18 protein-coding genes are annotated in these 23,283 nt (G+C 38.2%); 5 read left to right on the top strand and 13 right to left on the bottom strand.

Annotation, left to right across the window (positions count from 1 at the left end; translation table 11 throughout):
- Window positions 1-15: 15 nt before the first annotated feature.
- Window positions 16-972 carry an AAA family ATPase gene (locus OLW01_RS17510; RefSeq protein ID WP_268076795.1) on the bottom strand — a complete coding sequence of 319 codons (957 nt, stop codon included), beginning with the start codon at window positions 970-972 and terminating at the stop codon, window positions 16-18.
- Window positions 973-1,281: 309 nt separating this feature from the next.
- Here OLW01_RS17510 and OLW01_RS17505 point away from each other — a divergent pair, with 309 nt between their 5' ends.
- Complete coding sequence (locus tag OLW01_RS17505; RefSeq protein WP_268076794.1) at window positions 1,282-1,785, top strand: DNA-deoxyinosine glycosylase; 504 nt, start codon at window positions 1,282-1,284, stop codon at window positions 1,783-1,785.
- Between the two features lie 44 nt (window positions 1,786-1,829).
- Here OLW01_RS17505 and OLW01_RS17500 read toward each other — a convergent pair whose 3' ends face one another.
- The gene (locus OLW01_RS17500) at window positions 1,830-2,537 is read right to left on the bottom strand and encodes a DUF6445 family protein (protein WP_268076793.1); all 708 of its coding nucleotides are present in this window, start codon (window positions 2,535-2,537) and stop codon (window positions 1,830-1,832) included.
- Between the two features lie 203 nt (window positions 2,538-2,740).
- Entirely contained in the window at window positions 2,741-5,230 is a 2,490-nt protein-coding gene (locus OLW01_RS17495; protein WP_268076792.1) for a two-component system response regulator, read from the bottom strand.
- Window positions 5,231-5,600: 370 nt separating this feature from the next.
- Here OLW01_RS17495 and OLW01_RS17490 point away from each other — a divergent pair, with 370 nt between their 5' ends.
- The 3 genes from OLW01_RS17490 to OLW01_RS17480 all read left to right on the top strand — a co-directional run bounded on the left by OLW01_RS17490 (window position 5,601) and on the right by OLW01_RS17480 (window position 8,396).
- Entirely contained in the window at window positions 5,601-7,403 is a 1,803-nt protein-coding gene (locus OLW01_RS17490) for an Lcl C-terminal domain-containing protein (RefSeq protein ID WP_268076791.1), read from the top strand.
- A gap of 34 nt (window positions 7,404-7,437) precedes the next feature.
- Entirely contained in the window at window positions 7,438-7,980 is a 543-nt protein-coding gene (locus OLW01_RS17485) for an Lcl C-terminal domain-containing protein (RefSeq protein WP_268076790.1), read from the top strand.
- A 173-nt stretch (window positions 7,981-8,153) separates the two neighbouring features.
- A complete protein-coding gene (locus OLW01_RS17480) occupies window positions 8,154-8,396 on the top strand; it encodes a hypothetical protein (RefSeq protein WP_268076789.1) in 243 nt (80 codons plus the stop codon).
- Window positions 8,397-8,462: 66 nt separating this feature from the next.
- Here OLW01_RS17480 and OLW01_RS17475 read toward each other — a convergent pair whose 3' ends face one another.
- The 10 genes from OLW01_RS17475 to OLW01_RS17430 all read right to left on the bottom strand — a co-directional run bounded on the left by OLW01_RS17475 (window position 8,463) and on the right by OLW01_RS17430 (window position 22,149).
- Window positions 8,463-9,014 carry a Cif family virulence factor gene (locus OLW01_RS17475; protein ID WP_268076788.1) on the bottom strand — a complete coding sequence of 184 codons (552 nt, stop codon included), beginning with the start codon at window positions 9,012-9,014 and terminating at the stop codon, window positions 8,463-8,465.
- 21 nt (window positions 9,015-9,035) lie between these two features.
- Window positions 9,036-10,172, bottom strand: coding sequence for a radical SAM family heme chaperone HemW (gene hemW / locus OLW01_RS17470; protein WP_268076787.1), 1,137 nt, complete (start codon window positions 10,170-10,172; stop codon window positions 9,036-9,038).
- A gap of 2 nt (window positions 10,173-10,174) precedes the next feature.
- Window positions 10,175-10,774, bottom strand: coding sequence for an RdgB/HAM1 family non-canonical purine NTP pyrophosphatase (gene rdgB / locus OLW01_RS17465; protein WP_268077299.1), 600 nt, complete (start codon window positions 10,772-10,774; stop codon window positions 10,175-10,177).
- Between the two features lie 63 nt (window positions 10,775-10,837).
- Window positions 10,838-11,548 carry a substrate-binding periplasmic protein gene (locus OLW01_RS17460; RefSeq protein WP_268076786.1) on the bottom strand — a complete coding sequence of 237 codons (711 nt, stop codon included), beginning with the start codon at window positions 11,546-11,548 and terminating at the stop codon, window positions 10,838-10,840.
- Window positions 11,549-11,775: 227 nt separating this feature from the next.
- Window positions 11,776-12,708, bottom strand: a complete 933-nt coding sequence (locus OLW01_RS17455) for an AEC family transporter (RefSeq protein ID WP_268076785.1) — start codon at window positions 12,706-12,708, stop codon at window positions 11,776-11,778.
- Window positions 12,709-12,919: 211 nt separating this feature from the next.
- The gene (gene fucP / locus OLW01_RS17450) at window positions 12,920-14,341 is read right to left on the bottom strand and encodes an L-fucose:H+ symporter permease (protein ID WP_268076784.1); all 1,422 of its coding nucleotides are present in this window, start codon (window positions 14,339-14,341) and stop codon (window positions 12,920-12,922) included.
- Between the two features lie 490 nt (window positions 14,342-14,831).
- Window positions 14,832-16,280: a DUF1501 domain-containing protein gene (locus OLW01_RS17445; protein WP_268076783.1), complete on the bottom strand. Its 1,449-nt coding sequence runs from the start codon at window positions 16,278-16,280 to the stop codon at window positions 14,832-14,834.
- A gap of 16 nt (window positions 16,281-16,296) precedes the next feature.
- Entirely contained in the window at window positions 16,297-19,674 is a 3,378-nt protein-coding gene (locus OLW01_RS17440) for a DUF1553 domain-containing protein (RefSeq protein WP_268076782.1), read from the bottom strand.
- The gene (locus OLW01_RS17435) at window positions 19,601-20,761 is read right to left on the bottom strand and encodes an NHL repeat-containing protein (RefSeq protein ID WP_268076781.1); all 1,161 of its coding nucleotides are present in this window, start codon (window positions 20,759-20,761) and stop codon (window positions 19,601-19,603) included. The genes OLW01_RS17440 and OLW01_RS17435 overlap by 74 nt, the downstream gene beginning before the upstream one ends.
- A gap of 2 nt (window positions 20,762-20,763) precedes the next feature.
- Entirely contained in the window at window positions 20,764-22,149 is a 1,386-nt protein-coding gene (locus tag OLW01_RS17430) for a c-type cytochrome domain-containing protein (RefSeq protein WP_268076780.1), read from the bottom strand.
- A 249-nt stretch (window positions 22,150-22,398) separates the two neighbouring features.
- On the opposite strand from OLW01_RS17430, the gene OLW01_RS17425 reads away from it, so the two are divergent.
- Window positions 22,399-23,262, top strand: a complete 864-nt coding sequence (locus tag OLW01_RS17425; RefSeq protein WP_268076779.1) for an AraC family transcriptional regulator — start codon at window positions 22,399-22,401, stop codon at window positions 23,260-23,262.
- The last annotated feature ends 21 nt before the right edge of the window (window positions 23,263-23,283 follow it).

The raw sequence follows: 23,283 nt of genomic DNA, 5'->3' as shown, positions 1-23,283 counted from the left end.
GATGACTTAATATGATTAAGGAACGGCAACCAGTTTTAAAATATGGTTAAGAACATCATTAGCTTCAATTCCGTCAGCTTCAGCTTCGTAACTTAACAATAAGCGATGTCTTAATACATTATAAAATACGGCTTGAATATCTTCAGGGGTCACAAAGTCGCGACCGGCTAACCAAGCTTTTGCTCGAGCACAACGATCTAATGCGATAGTTGCGCGAGGTGAAGCGCCATAAGCAATCCACTGTTTTAATTGATCATCGTATTTTTCTGGTTGTCGGGTTGCTATGATTAAGTCAACTAAATAGCTTTCTAGTTCATCCGCCATATAAACTTGTAGCACTTGCTTACGTGCTTCAAAAATAGCTTGTTGATTAAGCTGCGGGGCAACTATTTTACTGTCGTTAATGGCTTCACCGCGGGTTAATTTTAAAATAGCCTGCTCAGTTTCAGCCCCTGGATAAGCAATTTCTAAATGCATTAAAAATCTGTCGAGCTGTGCTTCTGGCAGTGGGTAAGTCCCTTCTTGTTCAAGTGGATTTTGGGTTGCCATTACTAAAAATAAATCGGGTAGTGGGTAGGTTTTTTTACCCACAGTAATTTGATGCTCTGCCATCGCTTCTAATAAAGCAGATTGTACTTTAGCTGGCGCTCGGTTGATTTCATCGGCAAGAATTAAATTATGAAATAAAGGGCCTTGTTGAAAAACAAAAGTACCATCTTCTGGTCGATAAATGTCGGTACCTGTTAAATCGGCCGGTAATAAATCTGGTGTAAACTGAACGCGGTGAAAATCACCTTCTATGCCATTTGCCAAAGCGTTAATGGCTCGGGTTTTTGCTAAGCCTGGAGGGCCTTCTACTAATAAATGGCCATCGGCTAATAAAGCAATTAACATACTTTCGGTTAATTCTGGCTGGCCAATGACTTGAGAATCTAAATAGGTTTTTAGTTGAGAAAATTGTTCTGCTGCCATATATATTATTCTTTATTTTATCGTTTAATGAAAATGGTTTAATGAAATTTTAAGTGTCACGCCATTTAAGACCAAATGTATTAATTCAATTGGACTCAGGTTAACTAATGACTGTCTGACTCATTATCTTTCAATGAGTTTCATTAAATGTTAATTTTTATTTAAGTGAGTAAGATATATGGCTGGAAAGCTAAAATACAAGCTGGGAAGGCTAAAATTATAGCAAATTTTATTATTTTAAATTGTTAATTTGATTGTTAAGCCGAAGACCAAACAATTAAAGATCAGATAAAACTAATAAGAGACAAAATGACAAAAGCAGAATGTTTTAACGCACAAATTTCACCAAATTGTCAGTTCCTAGTACTGGGGAGTATGCCGGGTGTTATTTCACTGGAAAAACAATCTTATTATGCTCACCCAAGAAATGCATTTTGGCCTATTATGGCCGATATATTTGGGTTTGATCCACAACTGCCTTATCCAGAAAAAATTAAAAATCTAAACCGGGCGGGCGTTGGGTTATGGGATGTAATTGCAAGTTGTTATCGAGAAGGTAGCTTAGACTCAGCGATTAAAAGAAGTGAGCTAGAAGTAAACCAGTTTGAACCTTGTTTTAAACAATATGAAAATATTGAAATGTTGCTATTTAATGGGCAAAAAGCAGCGACTTTATACAAGCAAAAAGTCATGCCTTATTTACCCGACTGGGCGGTTCAAATAAAGCATCAAGTTATGCCTTCAACGAGCCCTGCCCATGCCAGTATGACATTTGAACAAAAACTGGCCCAGTGGAAACTTGCTTTTAGTTAGCGCAATGTGAGTATATATTGAACTCAGAAAAAGCACTTATTCGTTTAATTGGTTAATTCAATGAATAAATTTGCGGTTAAACGGCCTTTTTTAGGATCGATTATCACATTTTTACTGACATCATCGACAAAGGCCGAATGAAGTAAAGCCCCTGGGTAAATTAACATTCGATTGGCTTGATAAGGTACGAGCTCAATTAATTCGAATATTTCATCTGATTTACTAAAGTATTTTTGCTGGAGCATACCTTGGTTTGCTACATATTGATTAAGCGAATCAAAATAGAGTTTTACATTTTGCTCAGTTACGGTTTCGGTCTGGGTTTGGCGGTGGCGATAAAAAGCCGTACCACTAAAATCGCCTGGGTTTAAATAATGAGTAATCGCAAAATAATTAGCGGTTTTACTATCGAAATGCGGTATGCATTGTTCTGGTTTTAACATAGATTCTGCGCGGCAGATTAGCGAATAGTAACCAGCATCTAGTGCTATTTTGTGTGGTTGAGGAACAGTAAAGTATTCGGTGATAATTGAATGAATAAAAGGCACAATTAAGTCCTGATACGCTTGGTCTATTGTTGCTCTCATACCCGGATAATAGGTTTGTTGCTCTGACTTAAACTTGGCTTGGCTAACGGCATAGTTAATTGCTGGTTCTAGCGACGTTAACACCTGGTCTAAAATAATAACTGGCGTTTTTTCTATACCAACAAGGCGTACTTGGCACCGAAAATTTGGATTAATGGCGTACATAAACAGGTTACTTTTGTAATTTTGAGTGATATTTTAATGAATTGCTAATGTTTAGCAATTCAAGAGTAATAGATAAATAATGCAAGTCGAGCCTTTATTATTCCACCTATTTTTGTCAATTAACATCTTAAAAATTGTTCGTGTACTGTAGAACTTCGAACTCATGCTTAATTTTATTAGAGATTTACATTATTTATATCAGCTTAATTCAGCCATTGATTAGGCTTTATCGCTAAGGCTTGTTCAATTGGAACCGGACGGGCGATAAAGTAACCCTGTGCATAGTCAACTCCTAATTCAGCTAACAACTCTAATGTTTCTCTGTCTTCAACAAATTCAGCCACGCTTTGCTTGCCTAACGATTTTGAAATGTCGTAAATAGCTTTAACCAAAGCTTTGTCTATTGGATCTTTTTTCATATCTTTGACGAAGCTACCATCAATTTTAACGCTTTTAGCTGGTAGTTCTTTAAGGTAGCTAAATGTACTAAAACCCGTGCCAAAGTCGTCTATTGAAAACGCACAGCCAATGAGCGTTAAACGCTCAATCATTCGCTGAGTCGCTGATAAATTACTTAAACTCGCGCTTTCGGTTAGTTCAAAAATCAATCGGGTTGGATGAACTTGATATTGAGCTAATTTTTGCTCAATAAATGGCAGTAGGTTTTCATCACTAAATGCATGAGCCGACAAGTTTATCGCAAGTTTGGTGAGTTGCGGATAGTCAGCTAACGTTTTTATAGCTTTAGCGATAACTTGATGATCGAGTAACTTGATGTCTTCAGCACGTTCAAGTGACGGAATAAAATGACCGGGAAAAATGACTTTACCTGCGATAATTAGTCGGACTAAGGCTTCAAAATAAGCTATTTGACCGGTTTTTATTTCAACAACTGGCTGAAAGTGAAAAATGATATTGTCTTTAATAATGGCTTGCTGTAGTTGATGAATCCATTCTATGGTGTCTCTTAGTTTTTCACTGTCTTGATCTTCTCTTGAATAAATATGGACTAAATCGCGGCCACGATGTTTGGCAACATATAAAGCAATATCAGCCTGCTTTAAATATTCGTGACTGTTTTCTTCAAGACCGTTGACAGAAACCACGCCCACACTACAACTAATTTTATAAACTTGTTCGTTAAATTGAAAATGGCTTTGTTTAATTGCTTGGCAAATCGATTCGGCTAACTCAAATGCTTCTAGGGTATTGGTATCGTGAGTTAATACGGCAAACTCATCGCCCCCAATGCGGCATAACAAATCGTTTGCACGTATTTTATTTTCAATCACTTTTGCAACTTCACGTAACACAATGTCACCTTGGTGATGCCCTTGTGAATCATTAATCACTTTAAAATGATCGAGGTCGATATATAGCAGAGCATGATTCGTTTGCTCATTTTTTGATTCATTACTTAAACGACCCAATTCACTATCAAAATGATAGCGGTTATGTAAACCAGTTAATGGGTCGTGTAGGGCTAAATGCTCTAGCTGAAACTCTGCTGTTTTTCTTTTGCTGATGTCATCTATAGTTGCGGTAATAGTGACTTTTTGTTGCTCAGACTGAGTTGCGCTAAATCTGGCTTCTACCCATATATCGTGGCCTTGTTTATGCGCTAGCTGAAACTCTAAAGCGCTGTGCTCAACATTAAAACTTAATAATTGATCTATTTTTGCTTGAGTTGAATTTGGACTGCGATCTAATTTATCGTGCAGAAAGTGGGTAAAGTATTCTTGCTCACTTTCGCTAGCTGAAAACCCAGTTAGTTTTTGCCAAGCTTTATTAAAAAATTGAATCTGCCCTTGTTCATTTAGCTCTAATACTGCCGTGCTTAAATTATTAAGTAGTTGAGCATGGGTACGTGAAATTTGACGATATGCGATTTCTCTTTGTTTTAACTCATTTACTTTATTAGCAAATTGCTGATTGCTAATCATAAAATCTTCACGGCGTGATGCGATATCACACACTTTTCTAAGTTGTTCAGCCCTAAATGGCTTGTTGATAAAATCGGCAGCACCTTGAATAATCATTTTTTCTGCTAGTTCGGTGCTTCCGTGGGCTGTCATTACAATCACGGGCTGAACTGGGTTTTCTGCTAACATGATATCAAGTACTTGCTCACCTGACATTTTAGGTAACATGACATCAAGCAATACAATGTCATGTTTTTTGTGTCGCCATAACGCTAGACCTAGTTCACCGGTTTCGGCCATTTCAATACTAAATCGATTTTTTAAAATTCGTTCGATAATTTCGCGAATTTCTTCGTTGTCTTCAATGACCAATAAACTAACTTTGCTGTTTTGCTTTAAATCAGACGAAATTGCATCAGCTAAAATTTGGGGCAATTTTTCAAGTTCATGAAAAGGCAGCATATAGTTAATACCAAATTCGCGGGCTGTTGTTTCAGCAATATGCTCACACCAAGTTGAAGCGACAATAATAATAGGGATATTTTCATTGGTTTGAAAAATACCTGAGCGTACCATTCTGGATAAGCGCCAACCGTCAAAGCCATCAATATCAATATCAGATACCATCACGTCAATAACTTGTTGGCGTAAGCATTTTATCGCTTGTTGAGCACTGGATACTTGAATAACTTCAAAAACTTTCGTTTTTTCAATATGCAATAGTAGCTTTTTGCTTTTTTCAGGGTGGCTATTAACAAGTAATAGTTTCATTAACGGATTCATTATCAAGCTTATATTCCACGAGTTTTAGTTATATTTATTAGGGAATCTAATCACTAGAGCGTGTGAATCTTTGCATTATTTCTGCCTTGCCCCTAAGACAATTTTTCGCAGCTCAAATTATAAACAAAGATAAACACGCCTTTGTAATACGTGAATTTAACTTTTCGAGATTAGCAAATTTTGATGAGAATCGCGAAGATTAAATTTAACGTAAAATATACAAAAAATAATTTACATGGAATGAATTTTGCTAAATAAATTTATATTAGACAAATTAGGTGCACTTTTGGCTACTTAAGTGGCTAAATCGTGTGTTCTTTCATCTCGCATTGATGTTTTTTTGACGGTTTTGAATTTTATGATGTTAAGTCAGCTTAAATTAATAAGTACTCAATGGCGCTTTGCGGCATATATTGTTTGCTTGGTGACAATGATTGCCGGTTGTTCTGGTTCGCTAGAAAGCAAGGATACAGAACCTAATTCGCCGGATGATGCGTTACGGGTTGCTTTGGGTGATGATAAAAATTTGCCAATTGGAAGCGGTGAAGTGGAAATTAATAGTACAGTGACTGGCATTAACCCGCCTTTTACTTACATGTGGTCGGCCCAGCCTGAGCAATATAACAGCGCTTTATCTGAAACGGATACTGCCAATATCACTTTTACTTTGCCAGACGACCAAACTCAATTAGATTCTGTTTTATTAACGCTAAAAGTGATTGATGCAAATGGACAAACTGCTAATGATCAAATTATTCTCAATATTATCTCAGACAATACTTTGCCTATTATTGATTTAACTGTAGATGATTCAGACAGAGTTATTGACTCAGGCAAGGGCTTTAGCTTTGATGCAACTTGGTTAGACGCAGAAGATGGTGAACTGGTTCAGTCTGCTAAAATTAGGGTTGAGCAAATCTCAGGTGTGAGTTTAACTGGCTTACCTGATGATGGCATTATTGCTGATTTTCCAATTGAGGCAGGGGTTACACCCGCACTAGGTTTAATTGCCGACGGCCAACTGATTAACTGGAGCAGTCAATCTGCTATTTTAGAATTTCGGTTAGAAGTAACAGATACTAATGGGGGTGTATCCCCTAAAAGCATTACGATTGATATTTTACCCGAAAATCGTTCCGCGCCAGTGGTTGATGCAGGCCACAACCTTGTTGTGTATCAACAGCAATCTGTAACGTTAACTGGGACAGTTTCAAATGGCCAAAATAATGAATTTTTATGGACTCAAACCTCTGGTGATATTCCGCTAGATATTGCAGGGACAGACAAAGCCAGAATTCAATTTCAAGCACCGGATGTGGCAGAAGCTAGTCATTTTGAGCTTAAATTCACCGCGAAAAACCTATTAAGTGAACGCCGAAATTCAGATTTTGTCACTGTGACTGTATTGCCCATTTCAATGTTTGATGGCATTAACGATACGGGTATTACCCGCTGTGCGGATGGCGACAGTAATAATATTGCCATTGGTAATTGCCCAGGAAACTATCCTAATCAAGATGCCGAAATAGGCCGAGATCGGGCAAATTTAAATGGGGAATTAGCTAAAAATGGTGAAGGTGAATTAGGGTTTGATTTTGATTTAATTAACGATTCAGGGGAAGAAATTAACTCAGGTACACCTGCTTGCATACGAGATAATGTGACCGGCCTGATTTGGGAAATTAAAACAGATTCAGGCATACGTTCTCATACTCATACCTTTACTTGGTACCAACCGGGTAATACAAATGGCGGCGACGAAGGCGTGAGCAGTTCGCCGACAGATGCAGATATTCAAGCTCAGTGTTTTATTAATGCAAATTTAGCCGAGTGTAATACGCAAGCTTACGTTAATGCTGTTAATGCGGCTAATTTATGTGGGGGCGATGATTGGCGATTACCGACAGTTAAAGAACTTATTTCTATTTTAAATTATGGTGAAGTCACCGATAAACTGGCGCTGGGTGCGGATGAAACACAACTGTGGCCTAATCACGCGAAAGTAGATACGCCTTACTGGACAAAAACATCGAGTTTATTTGGAGTGTCAAATCCAGCAACGCCAAATGCACCAAGAGCTTGGGCCGTCAATTTATCAACCGGTAATGAAGAAAGTTATAAAAAACGAAATGCAGCCGCTGTTTTATTGGTTCGTGAATAAATTAAAAAGGGTGAATAAGTTGATAGGAAATAATATGTGTAATAAAACCTTTTTAGCGACAATTTTAATGTCAGCTCTGTATAGCTCATTTGGCTTTGCATTTTGTAGCGACAGCGTTGAAGCGACTGTAAACGCAGATGAATTTGTAATTGATGAAGAGCAGGGCATAGTCACGGACACAAGCACAGGTTTAATGTGGAGCATGTGTAATTTAGGAGAATCTTGGAACGAGAGTTTAAAAACCTGTAGCGGCAGTGCGAGCGATGCCCAATGGCAAAATAGTTTACAACAAGCCTCACAAACTGAAATTGCTGGGTTTAGCGATTGGCGCTTGCCCAATCTTAAAGAATTGATGTCAATTATTGAGCGCCAATGTGCAGCGCCTGCAGCAAACCTTGATTTATTTCCCACTATGAAAGCGGAAGACTATTGGACATCAACACCGGTTTTTAATCAAAATTCAGCAAATTATGTGTGGGCCGTCCAATTTGATGAGGGCAGTAACTTTGAAAACAAAAAATCCTCAACAGCATTAACTAGGCTAGTGCGAAAAGTGAATGATTTTACACCAGATTGATTCGCATTATTTGCAAGCATTGTCTAAATTAAAAGCAAGGGCTTAATAAACTGAAGCTGAAGTATATTTAACTAATTATAATTTAAATTTGTTAAATGTGGCTATGAGCATAAGCCTAAGGATTTAGTTAACTTACGTGTTAGTAAGTAAAACTGTAAATAAGGACTTTTAAAATGGATTATAAAAATTTAGCTGAGCACAGCCAACCTAAAAAAACCAATGCGCGTTTATTATGGTTGTTAGTATTATTAACGCCAATTTTTATTGCCGCATTATTGCTTGTATTGGTACCACAGCTTACAGCCGAGCAGAAAATTTTAGTTATTTTATGTAGCTTGTTTGTATTATTAGGAGCCCAGTTATATCGAATGCATAAAGAATATAAACAGCATGTTGGTTCTACTCAATCTCATTAGTATTTATTGATTTTTAAACTGAGTTCTGAATAACAATTGTTTTATCCAGAATTCAGATTATTTAGATTATTTAGAATTTGCTGGGTTTAAAAAATAATAGCTGGGTATTTTAAGCTTCAAGTTGGCGTTTGGACTGTCGTTAAAAATAACTTTTGGCGTGTAGTTTATCCAATCTGTTTGTTTGCTTATTTTTAACGCCTCGTTAAATTCTAGACGGGTGATAAAGCGCCATGGGCCTAACGTAACGCCTGCATATTCAAATGGCATAAAGTAACCTTGGATTATTGCTTGGTTACCCGTAACGCTAATTTGCTCGGTCACTAAGTGAGTTACCGAGTTGCCCATAGAAAACTCGTTGTCATCCCAATTAAAAAAGTTTTTTATGGCGGCTAATCCGTTCACTTGTTCACCGCGAATAACATCTTCAACCACCGCATTTTCTGCATAAAAACTTAAAAATTGATCAAAATCTTCCCTAAATGCATAGATTTTTAAATATTGTCCGGTCTGTTCTTTGATTTCTTCGGGATTGAGCTTTTGTTGTTGGCTAGTGGACTGACAAGCAGTTAACAAACTAGCAAGTATTAAACCGTTAATGAATTTAAAAAATAGATGCATAGGTTTCAACTCTTCGCTAAATTAAATAAAAATACTTAACAAGTCATTTAAGTATCTATGCCCGTGTGGCGTGACTGTCCAGTCGGTCGATGTTTCACTGACCAAGCCTTTATCAATTGCCTGTTGCATCATCGTTTTTATTTGTTCTGGCTGTAGTCCTGTATATTGGTATAGGTCTGACTTGGCGCATTTTTCTTGTAATCTAAACCGGTTCATTACAAATTCAAATGGCAAGTCATCTGGCTCGATATATTTAGCACGATATGTGTATTCAGTTCCAGCCGCTAAATAGCCTTTTGGATGCTTTACTTTTTCATAACGCATAATTTGTTTTGACTCGGCTAAGGTTACTTTGCCGTGGGCGCCGCAACCAATTGCTAAATAATCGCCAAATCGCCAGTAATTTAAATTATGTTTAGATTCAAATCCAGGCTTAGCATAGGCGCTGATTTCGTATTGGTGGTACCCATGTTTAGCGAGTAGTTTTTGCCCTTCTGATTGGATGGTCCATAAAACATCATCACCTGGCAATTTGGGTGGCTTAGAGGCAAATAAAGTGTTCTCTTCAATGGTTAATTGGTACCAAGAAATATGTTGCGGGTTTAATTCTATAACTTGCTGCAAGTCAGCTAAAGCATGCTTGAGCGACTGCTGTGGCAAACCATGCATTAAATCGAGATTAAATGATGATAAGCCAATATTCGCTGCTAATTTGGCCGCGGCTTTTGCTTCTTCAGGGTTATGAATTCGACCTAATAAGTTTAGTTGTTGGCTTTGTAAGCTTTGTACACCGATAGAAAACCGATTAACGCCCGCGTCTTTAAAACCTTTAAACTTTTCAATTTCAAAAGTTCCAGGGTTTGCTTCTAAGGTAATTTCACAATCATCAGCCAAATTTAAAATTGAGCTCACCCCATTCAATATTTTTTTTATCCCGTGGGCACTAAAAATGCTAGGTGTGCCACCACCAAAAAAAATGCTTTGAACGCTCCGGCCTTGGGCTAAGTGTTTGTCTTGTAATAAATCTTCTATCAAACACTGGATATATTCATCTTCTGGAATCGGGCTTTTAACCGCATGTGAATTAAAGTCGCAATAAGGACATTTTTGCACGCACCATGGAATATGAATATATAAACTAAGCGGGGGTAAATGCATATTTATGGCGCAACCCTTAAATCAAGTTGTTTTAGTTGTGCGAGTGCTTTTGCTCGGTGGCTAATTTTATTTTTAACGCTTGAATCTAATTGCGCGCTGGTGCAGTTATGGTCGCTAACCCAAAAAATTGGGTCGTATCCAAAGCCATTATCACCATAGGCCTGTGTTGTAATACGACCAGCCCAGCTGCCTTGGCAAATAATAGGTGTTGGGTCATATTCATGGCGCATGTAAACCAGTACACATTGAAATTTTGCGGTTCGTTGTGATTCAGGAACTGACTTAAGCGCATTGAGCAACTTTTCAAGATTTTGCTGATCGCTGGCTGATACGCCTGCATAACGCGATGAATAAATGCCGGGCGCACCTTTTAAATAATCTACTTCTAAGCCTGAATCATCGGCAATCGCGGGTAATCCTGTTTGCTGGCATGCGTTACGTGCTTTTAAAATTGCATTCTCTATAAAGCTTAAACCAGTTTCTTCTGCTTCAACGACATTGAGTTTAGTCTGAGCAATTATTTCGATATTGGCTGTGGCCAGCATTTGATTTAATTCTTTTACTTTACCTTGGTTTCCGGTGGCGAGCACAATTTTTTGCACAGTGTTTGGCATAAGGAGATTATTCAAGTTGGATAACAATGGCGTGCAGTATACTGTTTGTTGTTATTGAATACCAAGTTCGGGTGTCAGTAACTTGTATTTTTTATTAATTTTTTTCCGGATAGGATAAATTTGATCAAATGTGCTCTGGAATTGGTCAATCAGATTATTTGGCGTATCTTTATGAAAAGCAAAGTAGTTACCTAAACGATTTACCGAATAGACAATTTGAATGTCTGATTCTTTAATTTGGTGGTTTTTTAATAGGTTACCTAAAGCAGAGCGAGAGATAATCATTAAATCTATGCGGTCGTTGGTGAGCATTAATATACCTTGCCGTAACTGACTAATTCTAACAATTTTTTCGTTAGGCACGCCTTTTTTTATTAGCGTGATTTCCGAAATATCAGATTTGATTGCAGCTATTGAGTAGCTGTAAACATCGGACATTGAATTAATTTTAGCCTTAAACTGCTTACCAGAAATCAATAAATGCTCTGCGATATACAAAGGCCCTACCCATTTAAAATGAGGTGTTCTGGCTTTTGTTTTTGCCATTGTAAATAGCACCGTATTTGGGGTGTTCTCGACAATCTTATAACCACGAGCCCACGGAACTAAATGAATAGGTTGGGCGGGTATATTGAGTTGTTGCCAAATTGCTTTTAGGGTTTCAACTGAAACACCGGTCAGTTTACCGTTTTCTAAATAATTAGAAGGGGGGTAGTTTTCAGTATAATAAGTTAATTGGGGTTGAGCAAAGCTCGTTTGCATCGTGAACAAATAGATAATGCAAATAACTCCAATATGAAAAACAAATTTTATCAAAAGCAGACTCAGTTAAGCTTTATTGGATAAATCCGTTTATCAATTAGAATGAATATAGATAACCTTAATTTTAGACTGATTTGATTGTTAAGCTCAATTTATTTATGGCTTATATGTATAAGTGTGCTTCATTAATGATAACTAGTTAACTATTTGGTCGTTAATCAGCTAAGTTAGCTAGGTATATATTCAAAGTAGCTGAGTACAATAAGTCCTAGAGTTACAGTGAGTGGGCTTAATGCAGTTGAGAGTGTGATTATTTCAGCGGCTAAATTACCATGCTCTGTCATTTGCTTACTCATAACATAAGCTGCCGCTGCGGTGGGTGTCGCCATCATTAAAAATAAAATGCCTAGCGCTTCAGGCGCAAAATTTAAATAAATACCTATGACAACAATACTGGCAGGCAAAATAATTAATTTTAAGCAAGTGGCCGCTAACGCTTGTTGATGATTTGCTTTAAAGCTATGCCAATCTAAGCTGGCACCTATGCATAACAAGGCAAGCGGCAATGTTAGTTGAGATAAGTAACCAAGTGACAATTGCATGACATTCGGCATTGGTATTTTTAGCAATGACCAGGCACCACCGCAGACAATTGCAATAATTAATGGGTTTTTGGCTATTTTTTTAAGTACGTTAGATTTTGAGTTACTTAATAATAAAACCGATAGCAGGTTATAAACAATGGTTAAAAACGCAAGATATACCGCGGCTTTTGCAACCACCTGATCACCAAATGCATTAACACACAGGGCTAAACCAATAATGCCCATATTGCCGCGAAAAGCACATTGAGTAAATACGCCAACTTTTGAAGCCTCAAGTGTCGAACGCGCAATTAACCAAACCACAAGCACAGAAGCAACCGTCGCTAAAACGGCATAAATAACTAAAGGTAAATTTAAATTTTGGGTAATAGACCCTGACCCTGTGCTTAAAAATAATAAACTGGGCAAAGCCACATTAAAGACTAATTTATTACCAATCTGGACAAAATTTGCATTAAGCAAAGCGATTCTTTTTAAAAACATGCCCATGACTAAAATTATTAAAACAGGGCCAGTTACACCGATTGCTGATTGAAAATGGCTAATTAATGACAAAAGTTCATCCCAGATATGAAAAATATTAACAAGTGTAAAATGGTTTTGTGCAAACAGCTAATAAAATCCGTGAATGCGATATATTAAAAGGGAGCGAGATACTTGAGGTTATTGTTAAATTGAGATTTGTAGAAAAACAAAAAACCGCTTAATAAAGTGATAGGACTTAGCCTAATTTATTTAAGCGGTTTCAAGGTTAACCTAATGGCGTTTAAGCTTTATATTTTACATGAGCTCTAAAGCCATATAGTGCGATCATGACAAAACAAATCATCGGTAAGAAAAATGAGGTTTGTACGCTTGGAATATCACCAATAATTGAACTGCCGTCAATTAAAGCACCTTGCATAGGTGGCATTAATGCGCCGCCTACAATTGCCATCACTAAACCAGCTGAACCTAGACTTGCATCGTCGCCTAAACCTTTTAATGCAATACCATAAATGGTAGGGAACATAAGCGACATACAAGCAGATACCCCAATTAAGCAGTACAAACCTGGCATTCCACCTAAAAAGATTACGCCAGAAGTTAAAGCAATGCCGCCTGCTGCCAATACCATTAATAGTTGGCCCGGGCGAATAAAGCCTAATAAAAAGGTACAGATAAAGCGACTCGCCAAAAAGATACCCATAGCAATCATATTATAACTTTGTGCTTCGCCTGCGCTTAAACCGACTGATGTCATGCCGTAATGAATAATAAAGGTCCAACACATTATTTGTGCGCCAACATAAAAAGCTTGTGCGATAACACCTTCAATGTAGCGGCCATTGCTTAATAAACGCTTAAATGTGGCTTTAAATTCATCAACCGTAAAATCGTTTTTATGGCTAATAGTGCTTGGTAATTTACTAAATAAAAATCCTAAAAATACAATAGCAACCACCACAGCAATAGCCACATAAGGCCCTTTTACAGTTGCTAAATCTGCAGCTTGCATTGCTTTGTGAGCAACGGGTTCGTTAACTGAAAAGTCATTTAATGCCTGAACTAATTGCGCGTCAACATCAGAAGGCAACATATTTGCGTATTCAGGATGAGCGGCTTTTTCAGCTTGTCTAAACTCTTCAACTTGTAATTTGTTTAATATAAAAGTTGAGGCGATAAACATGCCGGTTAATGAACCAATAGGATTGAATGCTTGGGCTAAATTTAATCTTTGGGTTGAGGTATCTGGATGACCCATAGAAAGCACATAAGGGTTTGCCGTGGTTTCTAATAAAGCTAAACCGCAGGTTAATATCCATAATGCCGCTAAAAAGAAATAAAATTCCATATAAACACTGGCAGGAATAAACAAAGTAGCGCCAATTGCATATAAAGCCAACCCTAGCAAAATGCCTGATTTGTAACTGTATTTTCGAATAAATATGGCGGCTGGAATCGCCATAATGCCATAGCCTAAATAAAATGCGAATTGCACCATGCTACTTTGAGCATTTGAAATTAAAAATATATCTTTAAATGCTTTAACCAAAGGGTTGGTAATATCGTTTGCAAAACCCCATAGCGGGAAAAGTGATGCGACTAAAACAAATGAAAACCAATATCGTTTTTCGATAATCGGTGGCTTACTGGTTTGAGAGACGTTATCGAGATTATCGTCCGGATTTTTGGTTGTTGTACTCATTTATACTCCAATATTCACTTTATATTTGTATATAAAATCACATTTTCATATAAAATTAAAGAGCAAATGTGAATTTTATTTAAAAATAATGTGATGGCGAAATATCAAACCGCTAAAAAAGCGTTGATATTTTCTACCTGAAGTTACTTATCCAGAATTCAGGCTACTTAAACTGAAAGCGGTGAGTCGCTTTGTATCAATAGCTTAACGTGCAATAACCTAAAGGCAATAGCATTAGACTATTTGAGGTTGGGTTAAGCCAGCCAGTTAGACCGCTGTATAGGCAGCCCTTCGGGTTTGTTCTAAACGCTTTTTGCTCTTTGTTGCCTGCATGGATGCAGGTACTTAGCGTGAACAGGGTGCGGTAGTTGTGCTCGATATTGTCGAGAATAACTGTGCTATCTATCTCGCGTCGCGATTAAAAAGCGTTTAGTTAGAACAAAATTTGTACTCCAAGCATCAATACACCTTAGGTATTGATGCTGGTTTCCTATGCTAGTATAGGCTTAATTATTTTGCCGTGTACATCGGTTAACCTAAAACGGCGCCCTTGGTATTTATAGGTTAATTTTTCGTGATCGATTCCCATTAAATGTAGCAAGGTTGCCTGAAAATCATGAACATGGACTGGATCTTTAGTGATATTGTAGCCAAACTCATCTGTTTCACCATGGCTGAAGCCTGCTTTAACACCGCCGCCAGCCATCCACATAGTAAAACAGCCAGGGTGATGATCTCGTCCATAATTGGTTTCAGTTAATTTACCTTGAGAATAGTTAGTTCGACCAAATTCGCCGCCCCAAACTACTAAAGTGTCATCTAATAAGCCGCGTTGTTTTAAATCCGTTACTAATGCAGCTGAGGCCTGATCGGTATTTTTACACTGATTTTTAATGCCCCCAGGCAGGTTGTCGTGCTGATCCCACCCTTGGTGATAAAGCTGAGTAAATTTAACATTTCGTTCAGCTAAACGACGCGCTAATAGACAATTGGCGGCATAAGTACCGGGTTTACGTGAATCAGGGCCATACATTTCAAACACCCATTCAGGCTCGTCAGAAAAATCAGTCACATCTGGAATAGATGATTGCATCCGCTCGGCCATCTCATATTGTGCAATTCGTGATTGAATTTCCTGATCGTGCCATTGTGCGTATGCTTCTTCGTTTAATTTTTTAAGATGCTGCATGAGTTGTGAGCGATCTTTTAAATCAAGCCCAGGGGGATTGTTTAAATATAATACTGGGTCTTTACCCCCTCTAAATTGTACCCCTTGGTGAATTGAAGGTAAAAATCCATTGCCCCATAATCTTGAATATAAAGGCTGGCCACCGGCATTGGTTGACACCATAACGATAAAGCCGGGTAAAGTGTTATTGTCTGTACCTAACGCATAATTAAGCCAAGCACCAATACTTGGGCGACCTGCTATTGGAAACCCAGTTTGTAAAAACGTAATGGCTGGATCATGATTAATTTGGTCGGTGTGCATTGATTTTACAAAGCAAAGATCATCCACAATTTTAGCGGTATGGGGCATCAGCTCACTGACCCAAGCGCCAGAGTCACCGTGCTGATCAAATCCGTAAATAGAACCGGCTAGCGGCAGTGATGATTGCTGGGCGCTCATCCCAGTTAATACCTGGCCGCCTCGAACTTCTGCCGGTAATTCTTGTCCGTGCATTTTATTTAACGTGGGCTTGTAATCAAAAGTTTCAAGCTGAGATGGCCCGCCACTTTGAAACAAATAAATGACGCGTTTGGCTTTTGCTGGAATATGAGGTTTACCTAAAATTCCGTTTATCTCTGGGTTTTGCTCAGGTTTTAAAACTGACGATAAGTCTTTGGCCATCGCCACATTAGGTACAGATGCTAAAGCAGCTGTACCTAAACCTGCCGCAGCCCCTGTTAAAAATTGACGTCTGTTAAATTGTGTCATCTTAATTTACTCCTGATTAGCGCTTAATAACAGCAGCGTCGTGGCTAACTAACATATTGCTAACTGAACTCAATGCAGCTAATTGAATCGTATCTAAATCGTTTGCTACTTGGGTTTCGCCGACTTTTAATAACGCGTTGGCTTTATCTGGGTTTTGATTAAACGAAGCTAAAATATCCTGATACATTTGATTTAAAATTTTAAGCTCAGTATCGCTCGCTGAACGGCTAGTTAACTTTTTAAACACCTGATTAAGCTGTTTGTTTACATCTGGTTGAGCCGCCATAACGTTACTGGCTAATACTCGGCTTGCTTCAACAACTTGTGGATCATTTAATAAAGTTAACGCTTGTAATGGTGTATTGGTTGCTTGGCGAACCCCAATACTATGACCACGCATAGGCGCATCAAAGTTAGTCATATTTGGCGGCGGCGCACTACGTTTATAAATGGTATACATGCTGCGTCTGTATAGCGCTTCGCCATGGCCTTGCTCGTAATCCATATTATTCATTTTCCAAATGCCTTTAGGTTGATACGGATGCACACTTTTTCCACCTACGCGATCAACTAATAAACCACTGGCAGCCAATACGTTGTCGCGTAACATTTCTGCGGTTAATCGCGCGCTGGGTGCTCTGGCAAATAAGGTATTTTCGGGATCTTTTTGCGCTAAGGTTTCACTAATTTTTGACGATTGCTGATAAGTTGACGACATCACCATGAGTTTTATCATGTGTTTTACGTCCCAACCAGATTCAACAAATTCAACGGCTAACCAATCTAATAATGCTGGATGAGTAGGGCGCTTGCCTTGGTTACCAAAGTCTTCAGGGGTGCGCACTATGCCGTTTGCAAATAGCATTTGCCAATAACGGTTAATCACAACTCGAGACACTAATGGATTGTCTTTACTGGTAATCCATTTTGCTAAGCCTAAACGGTTTCTAGGCCAGTTTTCATCAAAAGGTAATACCGTTTCAGGCACACCGGGTTCAACTGGTTCACCGTGGTTTGCATAACCGCCTCGTAATAAAATATAAGCTTGTCGTGGGGTTTGCATATCCTTCATTACCATCACTTCTTGCACCGACTCTTTAGCCGCGCTATAGGCTTGTCTGGCTTGTGTTAATTGAGCCATTGCCGTTTTGTAACTAGGACTTAATTTGGCGTTATAATATTCAAATAATTGTTCTTTTGTTGCGCTCGCTAAACCATTTCCACCGGTCACAGACGTTAATTCAACATCCGTTAAGCCACGGTTAAACACTTTTAAATTATCTACAAAAGCGTTTGCGACCCCTCGGCTTCGCCATCTTGCACCAACTTTAAGTGCAATTTCTTTTAATACAGACTCGCGGGTGTGTTTAATTTCTTTATACAAATTATCCCGCTCTATGCGCATCTCGACAGGTTCGCCATTGATGTAAAACTTAACCCCGCTTGCGCTTGAAGAGCCGTCGTAAGAAAATGCGACACTAAGCCATTGTTCACGTGCTGCTGGTTTAACTGATTTTAGTGAAATTGAGTTAAACGGATAAGTATGCGCTAAGCGAACATGCCAGTGGTTATCTTCAATCCCAACATCAAAACCTTTAAAGTTATATAAAATCCCAGCTTTGTTGTAATGAAATAATACGCCTTCTTTAAGCGCTTCTGGCAACCAGGTTTCTATGCTAACGGTAAAAGGTTGTGAACGTTTAAAGTCATTTAAATCAGGAAAATAAAGTGGATCATCACCATTTAACAAAATGGCTTGGCGATCATCATTGGCTTGGTTTGTAACCGTTGCAGGCCAATATTGCATCGCTGGACCTTCTTTCTTTTTGATATTTGAGCCAAAAATAACTTTACCCGGCTGTTTTGCGTTAACTTTGTTGCTGATTTTTTGATTGTTATCACTTTTTGAAAGTGGATAGTGGGCGATTAATGCATCATCGGCGCTTGTATCTAGTTTATTTTTAGCTGATTTATCAGCGTTGATTTGCTGATACCAGCTTTCAAATTCAGCGTGATTGTTTTGTACTAATTGCTCAAGTGCCTTATTTTTGTTTGCTACTTCTGCTTCAAGTTGGGCGAGTGTCTGTTTTTGCTCATCAGTTGGCATTAACATGGTAGGCACTGGAATATCGTTAGCATCGTACGAAATTTGTCCAGATTCATCCACGCTATTAAAAAATGCACCGGTTTGATAATAGGCTTTAGCCGAAATAGGGTCGTATTTATGATCATGACATTGCGCGCAGTGCATGGTTAACCCTAATAAACCTGTGCCTAAGGTTTGAACTCTGTCTTTTACATATTCAACTCTAAATTCTTCATTCACTATCCCGCCTTCGCCATTTTGGGCATGAACTCGGTTAAAAGCAGTCGCGAGTCTTTGCTCAACAGTAGGGTCAGGTAATAAGTCACCGGCAAGTTGCCAGGTAATAAATTCGTCAAATTTTCGGTTTTGATTGAAGCTATCAATTACCCAGTCACGGTAGGGTGACATGTCACGATAATAATCTGTGCTGTAGCCATGAGTATCGGCGTAGCGTGCAACATCTAGCCATTCTTGTGCCATGCGCTCGCCGTAAGCCGGTTTTGCAATTAGGCGGTCAACCAATTTTTCGTATGCGTTATCAGATTTATCGCTTACAAATTGTTCTACTTCTTCCACCGATGGGGGTAAGCCAGTTAAATCAAAACTAACGCGGCGAATTAAGCTGACTTTATCGGCTTTATCATTAGGAGATAATTTATTATCTTCAATTTGCTTTAAAATAAATTGGTCGATTGGGTTATTTGCCCACGCGGTGTTTTTTGTTTCAGGTAAGGATTTTTTTTCGGGCTTTATGTAGGACCAATGTTTTTTATATTCAGCGCCTTGTTCAATCCATTTTTTAATAATGGCTTTTTCGCGAGCATCAAGTTTTAAATTAGAATTAGGGGGTGGCATGATCATTTGAGGATCATCTGAGCTTATCCGCTGAAATATTTCTGATGCATCCGGATCGCCGGCAACTAAAGCTGGTTGGTTATTATCGGTCATATGCGTTGTTGCGTGTTCAAACGTATCTAAGCTCAAACCTGCTTTTGCATTTTCTTTATCAGGACCATGGCACAAAAAACAGGTATCTGACAAAATCGGCTTTACGTCAAAGTTAAAATCGACCACATCAGGGATCGGTTTTTCAAATTCTGCTTCTGATGCAGCATTATCAAAACAACCGCTAAGCGCCACACCCGATAATAAAACTAAGCTCGTTTTTAGGGCACGACTTTTCGTTAAATTAAGGCTAGCTAAATTAGCGATAAGAGTATGGTTAAAATGCATATTAAATTCGCTCCAGCTTAATTGGATAAACTTGATTGGCATTCCATTGGCCGACATACAAATTTTCGTCATCATCTACACATACTGCGTGACAATGATTAAACACATCAAAGGTACTTTGCATGGGTTGCAGCACGCCATTTTTGTAAACAGGTTCAGTACCGCCGGGGTTTGAGACAACTTTATTGTTTTTATCTAAAATAGTGATAAAGCCTGAGTTTTCAGCTTGTTTACCATTAATATGTGACCAACAAACAGGGGCATAAAAGTGATCTCCTTTAAAAATAGGACCACCCACATAAGCCCCAGGTAGCTCGAGATTTTGAAGAAATTCCCCTGACATTGAATACTGCTTTAAACAACGCTCTGCGCGTGAACTAATGAGTAAGTGAGGATTATTTTTGTCACGTAAATCAACGCCAATACCATGGGTATTTTTTAAATTTAGGCTGGAATCATTGTTTTGCCATCCACCCCAATGGCGAATATAGCGGCCATTGCTGTCGTACTGAATAACATAATCAGATCCATAACCATCTGTTACATACAAATCACCGTTGGGTGCGATCGCAATGTCAGTGGGTTGAAATGGCTGACCTGGTTCATAAATGCCAATTGTCATGGGATGACCTAAGGTATAAACTAACTTTCCGTCTATGGTTAATTTCGAAACAAAGCCAGATTGTTTATACCATTTTCCTTTCCATTTATTGCTGGTTCGATTGCGATCTAGTACCCAACCACCATCAACGATATAGATAAAGTCTTCACCGTTTTCATTGACCACTTTAACGGAATGAGCGCCTGGATATTGGGTGCCCCAAGCGTCTAATAATTTGCCGTCTTTGTTGTAAATAATAAAGTTATTTACGTCGCTGTCGGTGACTAAAATAATCCGGCCTTTGGAATCAATCGCTAAGCCGTGTGAATTTTCAACCGGTGTTTTAGCTGGGTCCAAATCCCCCCAGTGGTAGTTGATTTTGTATTTAAAATCACCATGACCCACAATTTGACCATGCGCATAACGACCAGCTTGAGCGGGTTTTTTCTTTTCGGGTTCATGGGCACGAACAGATGTGCTGATATTTGCCATCATGAGTCCCGCGCCTATGGCTGAACTTTTTTTAATAAAAGATCTTTTACTTTGATTTATATCTTTCATTTTTAACCCTTATTGTTTTGTTTTTCACTGGTTGACACACTTGGCGCTAATGACGCATTGGTGTTTGATGTCACTTTAGTTTCACCTGTATATAAGCGAGTAAGATTAGGTAGCGACGCTAATGTATTAAGTGAGGTATTAGTAATATTGGTACGATACAAATTTAAATACTGTAATTGGTTAAGTGTTGTTAAATGCTCAATACCTTGATCACTAATCGGATTTTTTTCTAAATGCAGTTTTAATAAATTAGGAAATTGAGCCAACACTTTTAACTGTTCATTGCTTACTTGGCTGTTAGCTAAATTTAACCACACCACATGCTCTTTTATACTTAATAGGCCATTAAGCGCTTCGTTGGTTAATGGCTGGCGAGATACTGAATAATCTATATCTAAGTAGTTAATGTCCTTAGCTATTTGTTTGATCATAAAACCTTGTTGGGTTAACTGTTCAGCCACGGCGTTTGGAATCATCTCTATTTTTGGTAGCGGCCAGCCCCCTTTGGCTTGCTCAAGCCCTAAACTGACAGACAAAATAGAACGTGCTTTTTTAGATAAAGTGAGATCTGCAAGTGTGGTTTGCACCGGCGCACCACTTTCAATCCACCAAGCTAATGTGGCAACTTGGTTGTCAGTTAATGGCGGCTTGCCGCCTGCAGGCATAAACTTTTTGGCGTGGCTATCAAGGGTAATGCGTTTATATAATTCACTTTGATGTAAATCAGAGGCAATCACAGCAGGCCCAGATTGGCCGCCTTTAAAAATATTTTCAGGGGTGGTTAAGTTTAACTTGCCTTTGCTTTTTTCTGGATTGTGACAGCCTGTACAGCGCTGCTCCAAAATCGGTTTTACAATATCTAAATAAGCATCGGCTTGTTCTAATTGAGTTACTTTAGGTCGAGGTTTAGCGTGAGGTTCCATACCGGCTAAGGTTCTTACCGGATTAGGCGCGTATTCAAATAAATAAGTTGAACCATGGGTCATGTTTGCCCCGTAGTGGCCGGTCGAAAATAATAAAAATAACTGAACACTGCACAAACTATAAATAAGCGCAGATAACCCTGTTTTTTTCGGACCGGTTTGGATGGCTTGTTTAGAGAAAAAGATCCAACAAATCAATGCGCAGAAAATGGCAGCAAATGCCCATGCTTTGTGAGTAAATACCGCTTCTTCACTATAGCCACCAGAGAGCGACAACATATAACCGAGTAGCGCTGCACCGCAAGCTGAAATAAGCCCCCACAACCAAATCGTATTCAAAGTTTTGGTTCGAGGTTTATTAAATGCAACACAGCTCATTTCAATAACGGCTGCCATTAATAAAATACCGATAGGTAAATGCAGTACCAAAACATGAAAACGGCCAAAAAAGGTAATTAAATCCATATCAATCTCAAATTAACAAATATTTTTAAATGTTAACCTTGTGTATCATATGTAACAATTGCTATATTTGACTTGTTTTTGTATAAAATTGATATTGGCGTTGGCTGAGATATCACATAATCAATTAAAAGTATTTTAAATCATATAATTATGGTTTAATGCCGTTTTGTATTTATTTGAGAAAAGACTCTTTTTTGTTGAAATTATTTAATAATTTGTTATTTAAAACTCAATTTATAAGGAATTAAAGTGGATTTAGCAGATGAATTTGAAACTGGCTCTGGGGGCTTTGTTTGGAGCAATATTTCAGCTAATACTTTGTTTTCAGAGTTAAGACTGCATGTTTATTACGCTTATTATATGCAAACTGATAGTAGTTGGACGGGTACGCAATTTGTAAATCATTACAACCGTATTTATTACGTCACAGAAGGTGAAGCGGTTTTAGAATTTGATGGTTTTGACATTGTAATGAAGCCTGGCCATTTATATTTTATTCCACCTTATTCACTTAAATCACATGCGTGCGCTAAACATTTATCTTTTTATTGGGTGCATTTTCATGCTTTGATTGATGGGGATTTAGATTTATTCTCATTATTTGCTCAGCCTAAAGAAATAAAAGTAGATTCGGTTGATAAAACGCTTGCTTGTTTAACACAGCTTACTGAGTCTGTTGATGCTGGCGAAGCGCAGGTGGCAGCGTTGCTAAAGCGTAATATGTTGTTAACTGAGTTACTTTTACCCTTCGCAGATGATATTGTTGAGCAAGTTAAGCAGCAAGCAATGTCTGGATATATGCGATTTTTGCCGGTACTAAAATATATTCAAGCGCATTTATCTGATACGTTATCTATAAAGTTGCTGGCCGAACAAATGAATATGAGCGCGGAGCATTTTTCGCGTAGTTTTAAACAACAGATTAATATTGCGCCTAAACGTTATATTTTGCAAAAACGAATTTCGCTTGCTAAGCAATTATTACTGTTAAATAACTTATCTATTTCAGAAATTGCAGACAAAACCGGTTATTTAGATGTTTATCATTTCTCCAAAAATTTTAAACAAGAAGTTGGGCTTTCGCCTTCAAAATTTAAATCTAAATATAAATAAAAGCTCAATCTATTCTAAGGT

The organism is Catenovulum adriaticum, assembly GCF_026725475.1.
In the GTDB taxonomy this organism is placed as follows: domain Bacteria; phylum Pseudomonadota; class Gammaproteobacteria; order Enterobacterales; family Alteromonadaceae; genus Catenovulum; species Catenovulum adriaticum.
The sequence above is the reverse complement of the archived record's forward strand: the minus strand, read 5'-3'. Positions and strand labels throughout refer to the sequence as shown.

Bases quoted from the DNA above. Each gene is read 5' to 3' on its own strand.
- OLW01_RS17495 (WP_268076792.1), bottom strand. From the start codon at position 5,230: ATGAAACTATTACTTGTTAATAGCCACCCTGAAAAAAGCAAAAAGCTA.
- OLW01_RS17475 (WP_268076788.1), bottom strand. From the start codon at position 9,014: ATGCATCTATTTTTTAAATTCATTAACGGTTTAATACTTGCTAGTTTG.
- OLW01_RS17490 (WP_268076791.1), top strand. From the start codon at position 5,601: ATGATGTTAAGTCAGCTTAAATTAATAAGTACTCAATGGCGCTTTGCG.
- OLW01_RS17500 (WP_268076793.1), bottom strand. From the start codon at position 2,537: ATGTACGCCATTAATCCAAATTTTCGGTGCCAAGTACGCCTTGTTGGT.
- OLW01_RS17510 (WP_268076795.1), bottom strand. From the start codon at position 972: ATGGCAGCAGAACAATTTTCTCAACTAAAAACCTATTTAGATTCTCAA.
- OLW01_RS17435 (WP_268076781.1), bottom strand. From the start codon at position 20,761: ATGAAAGATATAAATCAAAGTAAAAGATCTTTTATTAAAAAAAGTTCA.
- OLW01_RS17505 (WP_268076794.1), top strand. From the start codon at position 1,282: ATGACAAAAGCAGAATGTTTTAACGCACAAATTTCACCAAATTGTCAG.
- OLW01_RS17485 (WP_268076790.1), top strand. From the start codon at position 7,438: ATGTGTAATAAAACCTTTTTAGCGACAATTTTAATGTCAGCTCTGTAT.
- OLW01_RS17440 (WP_268076782.1), bottom strand. From the start codon at position 19,674: ATGATGACGAAAATTTGTATGTCGGCCAATGGAATGCCAATCAAGTTT.
- OLW01_RS17480 (WP_268076789.1), top strand. From the start codon at position 8,154: ATGGATTATAAAAATTTAGCTGAGCACAGCCAACCTAAAAAAACCAAT.
- fucP (WP_268076784.1), bottom strand. From the start codon at position 14,341: ATGAGTACAACAACCAAAAATCCGGACGATAATCTCGATAACGTCTCT.
- OLW01_RS17445 (WP_268076783.1), bottom strand. From the start codon at position 16,280: ATGACACAATTTAACAGACGTCAATTTTTAACAGGGGCTGCGGCAGGT.
- OLW01_RS17460 (WP_268076786.1), bottom strand. From the start codon at position 11,548: ATGCAAACGAGCTTTGCTCAACCCCAATTAACTTATTATACTGAAAAC.
- hemW (WP_268076787.1), bottom strand. From the start codon at position 10,172: ATGCATTTACCCCCGCTTAGTTTATATATTCATATTCCATGGTGCGTG.
- OLW01_RS17430 (WP_268076780.1), bottom strand. From the start codon at position 22,149: ATGGATTTAATTACCTTTTTTGGCCGTTTTCATGTTTTGGTACTGCAT.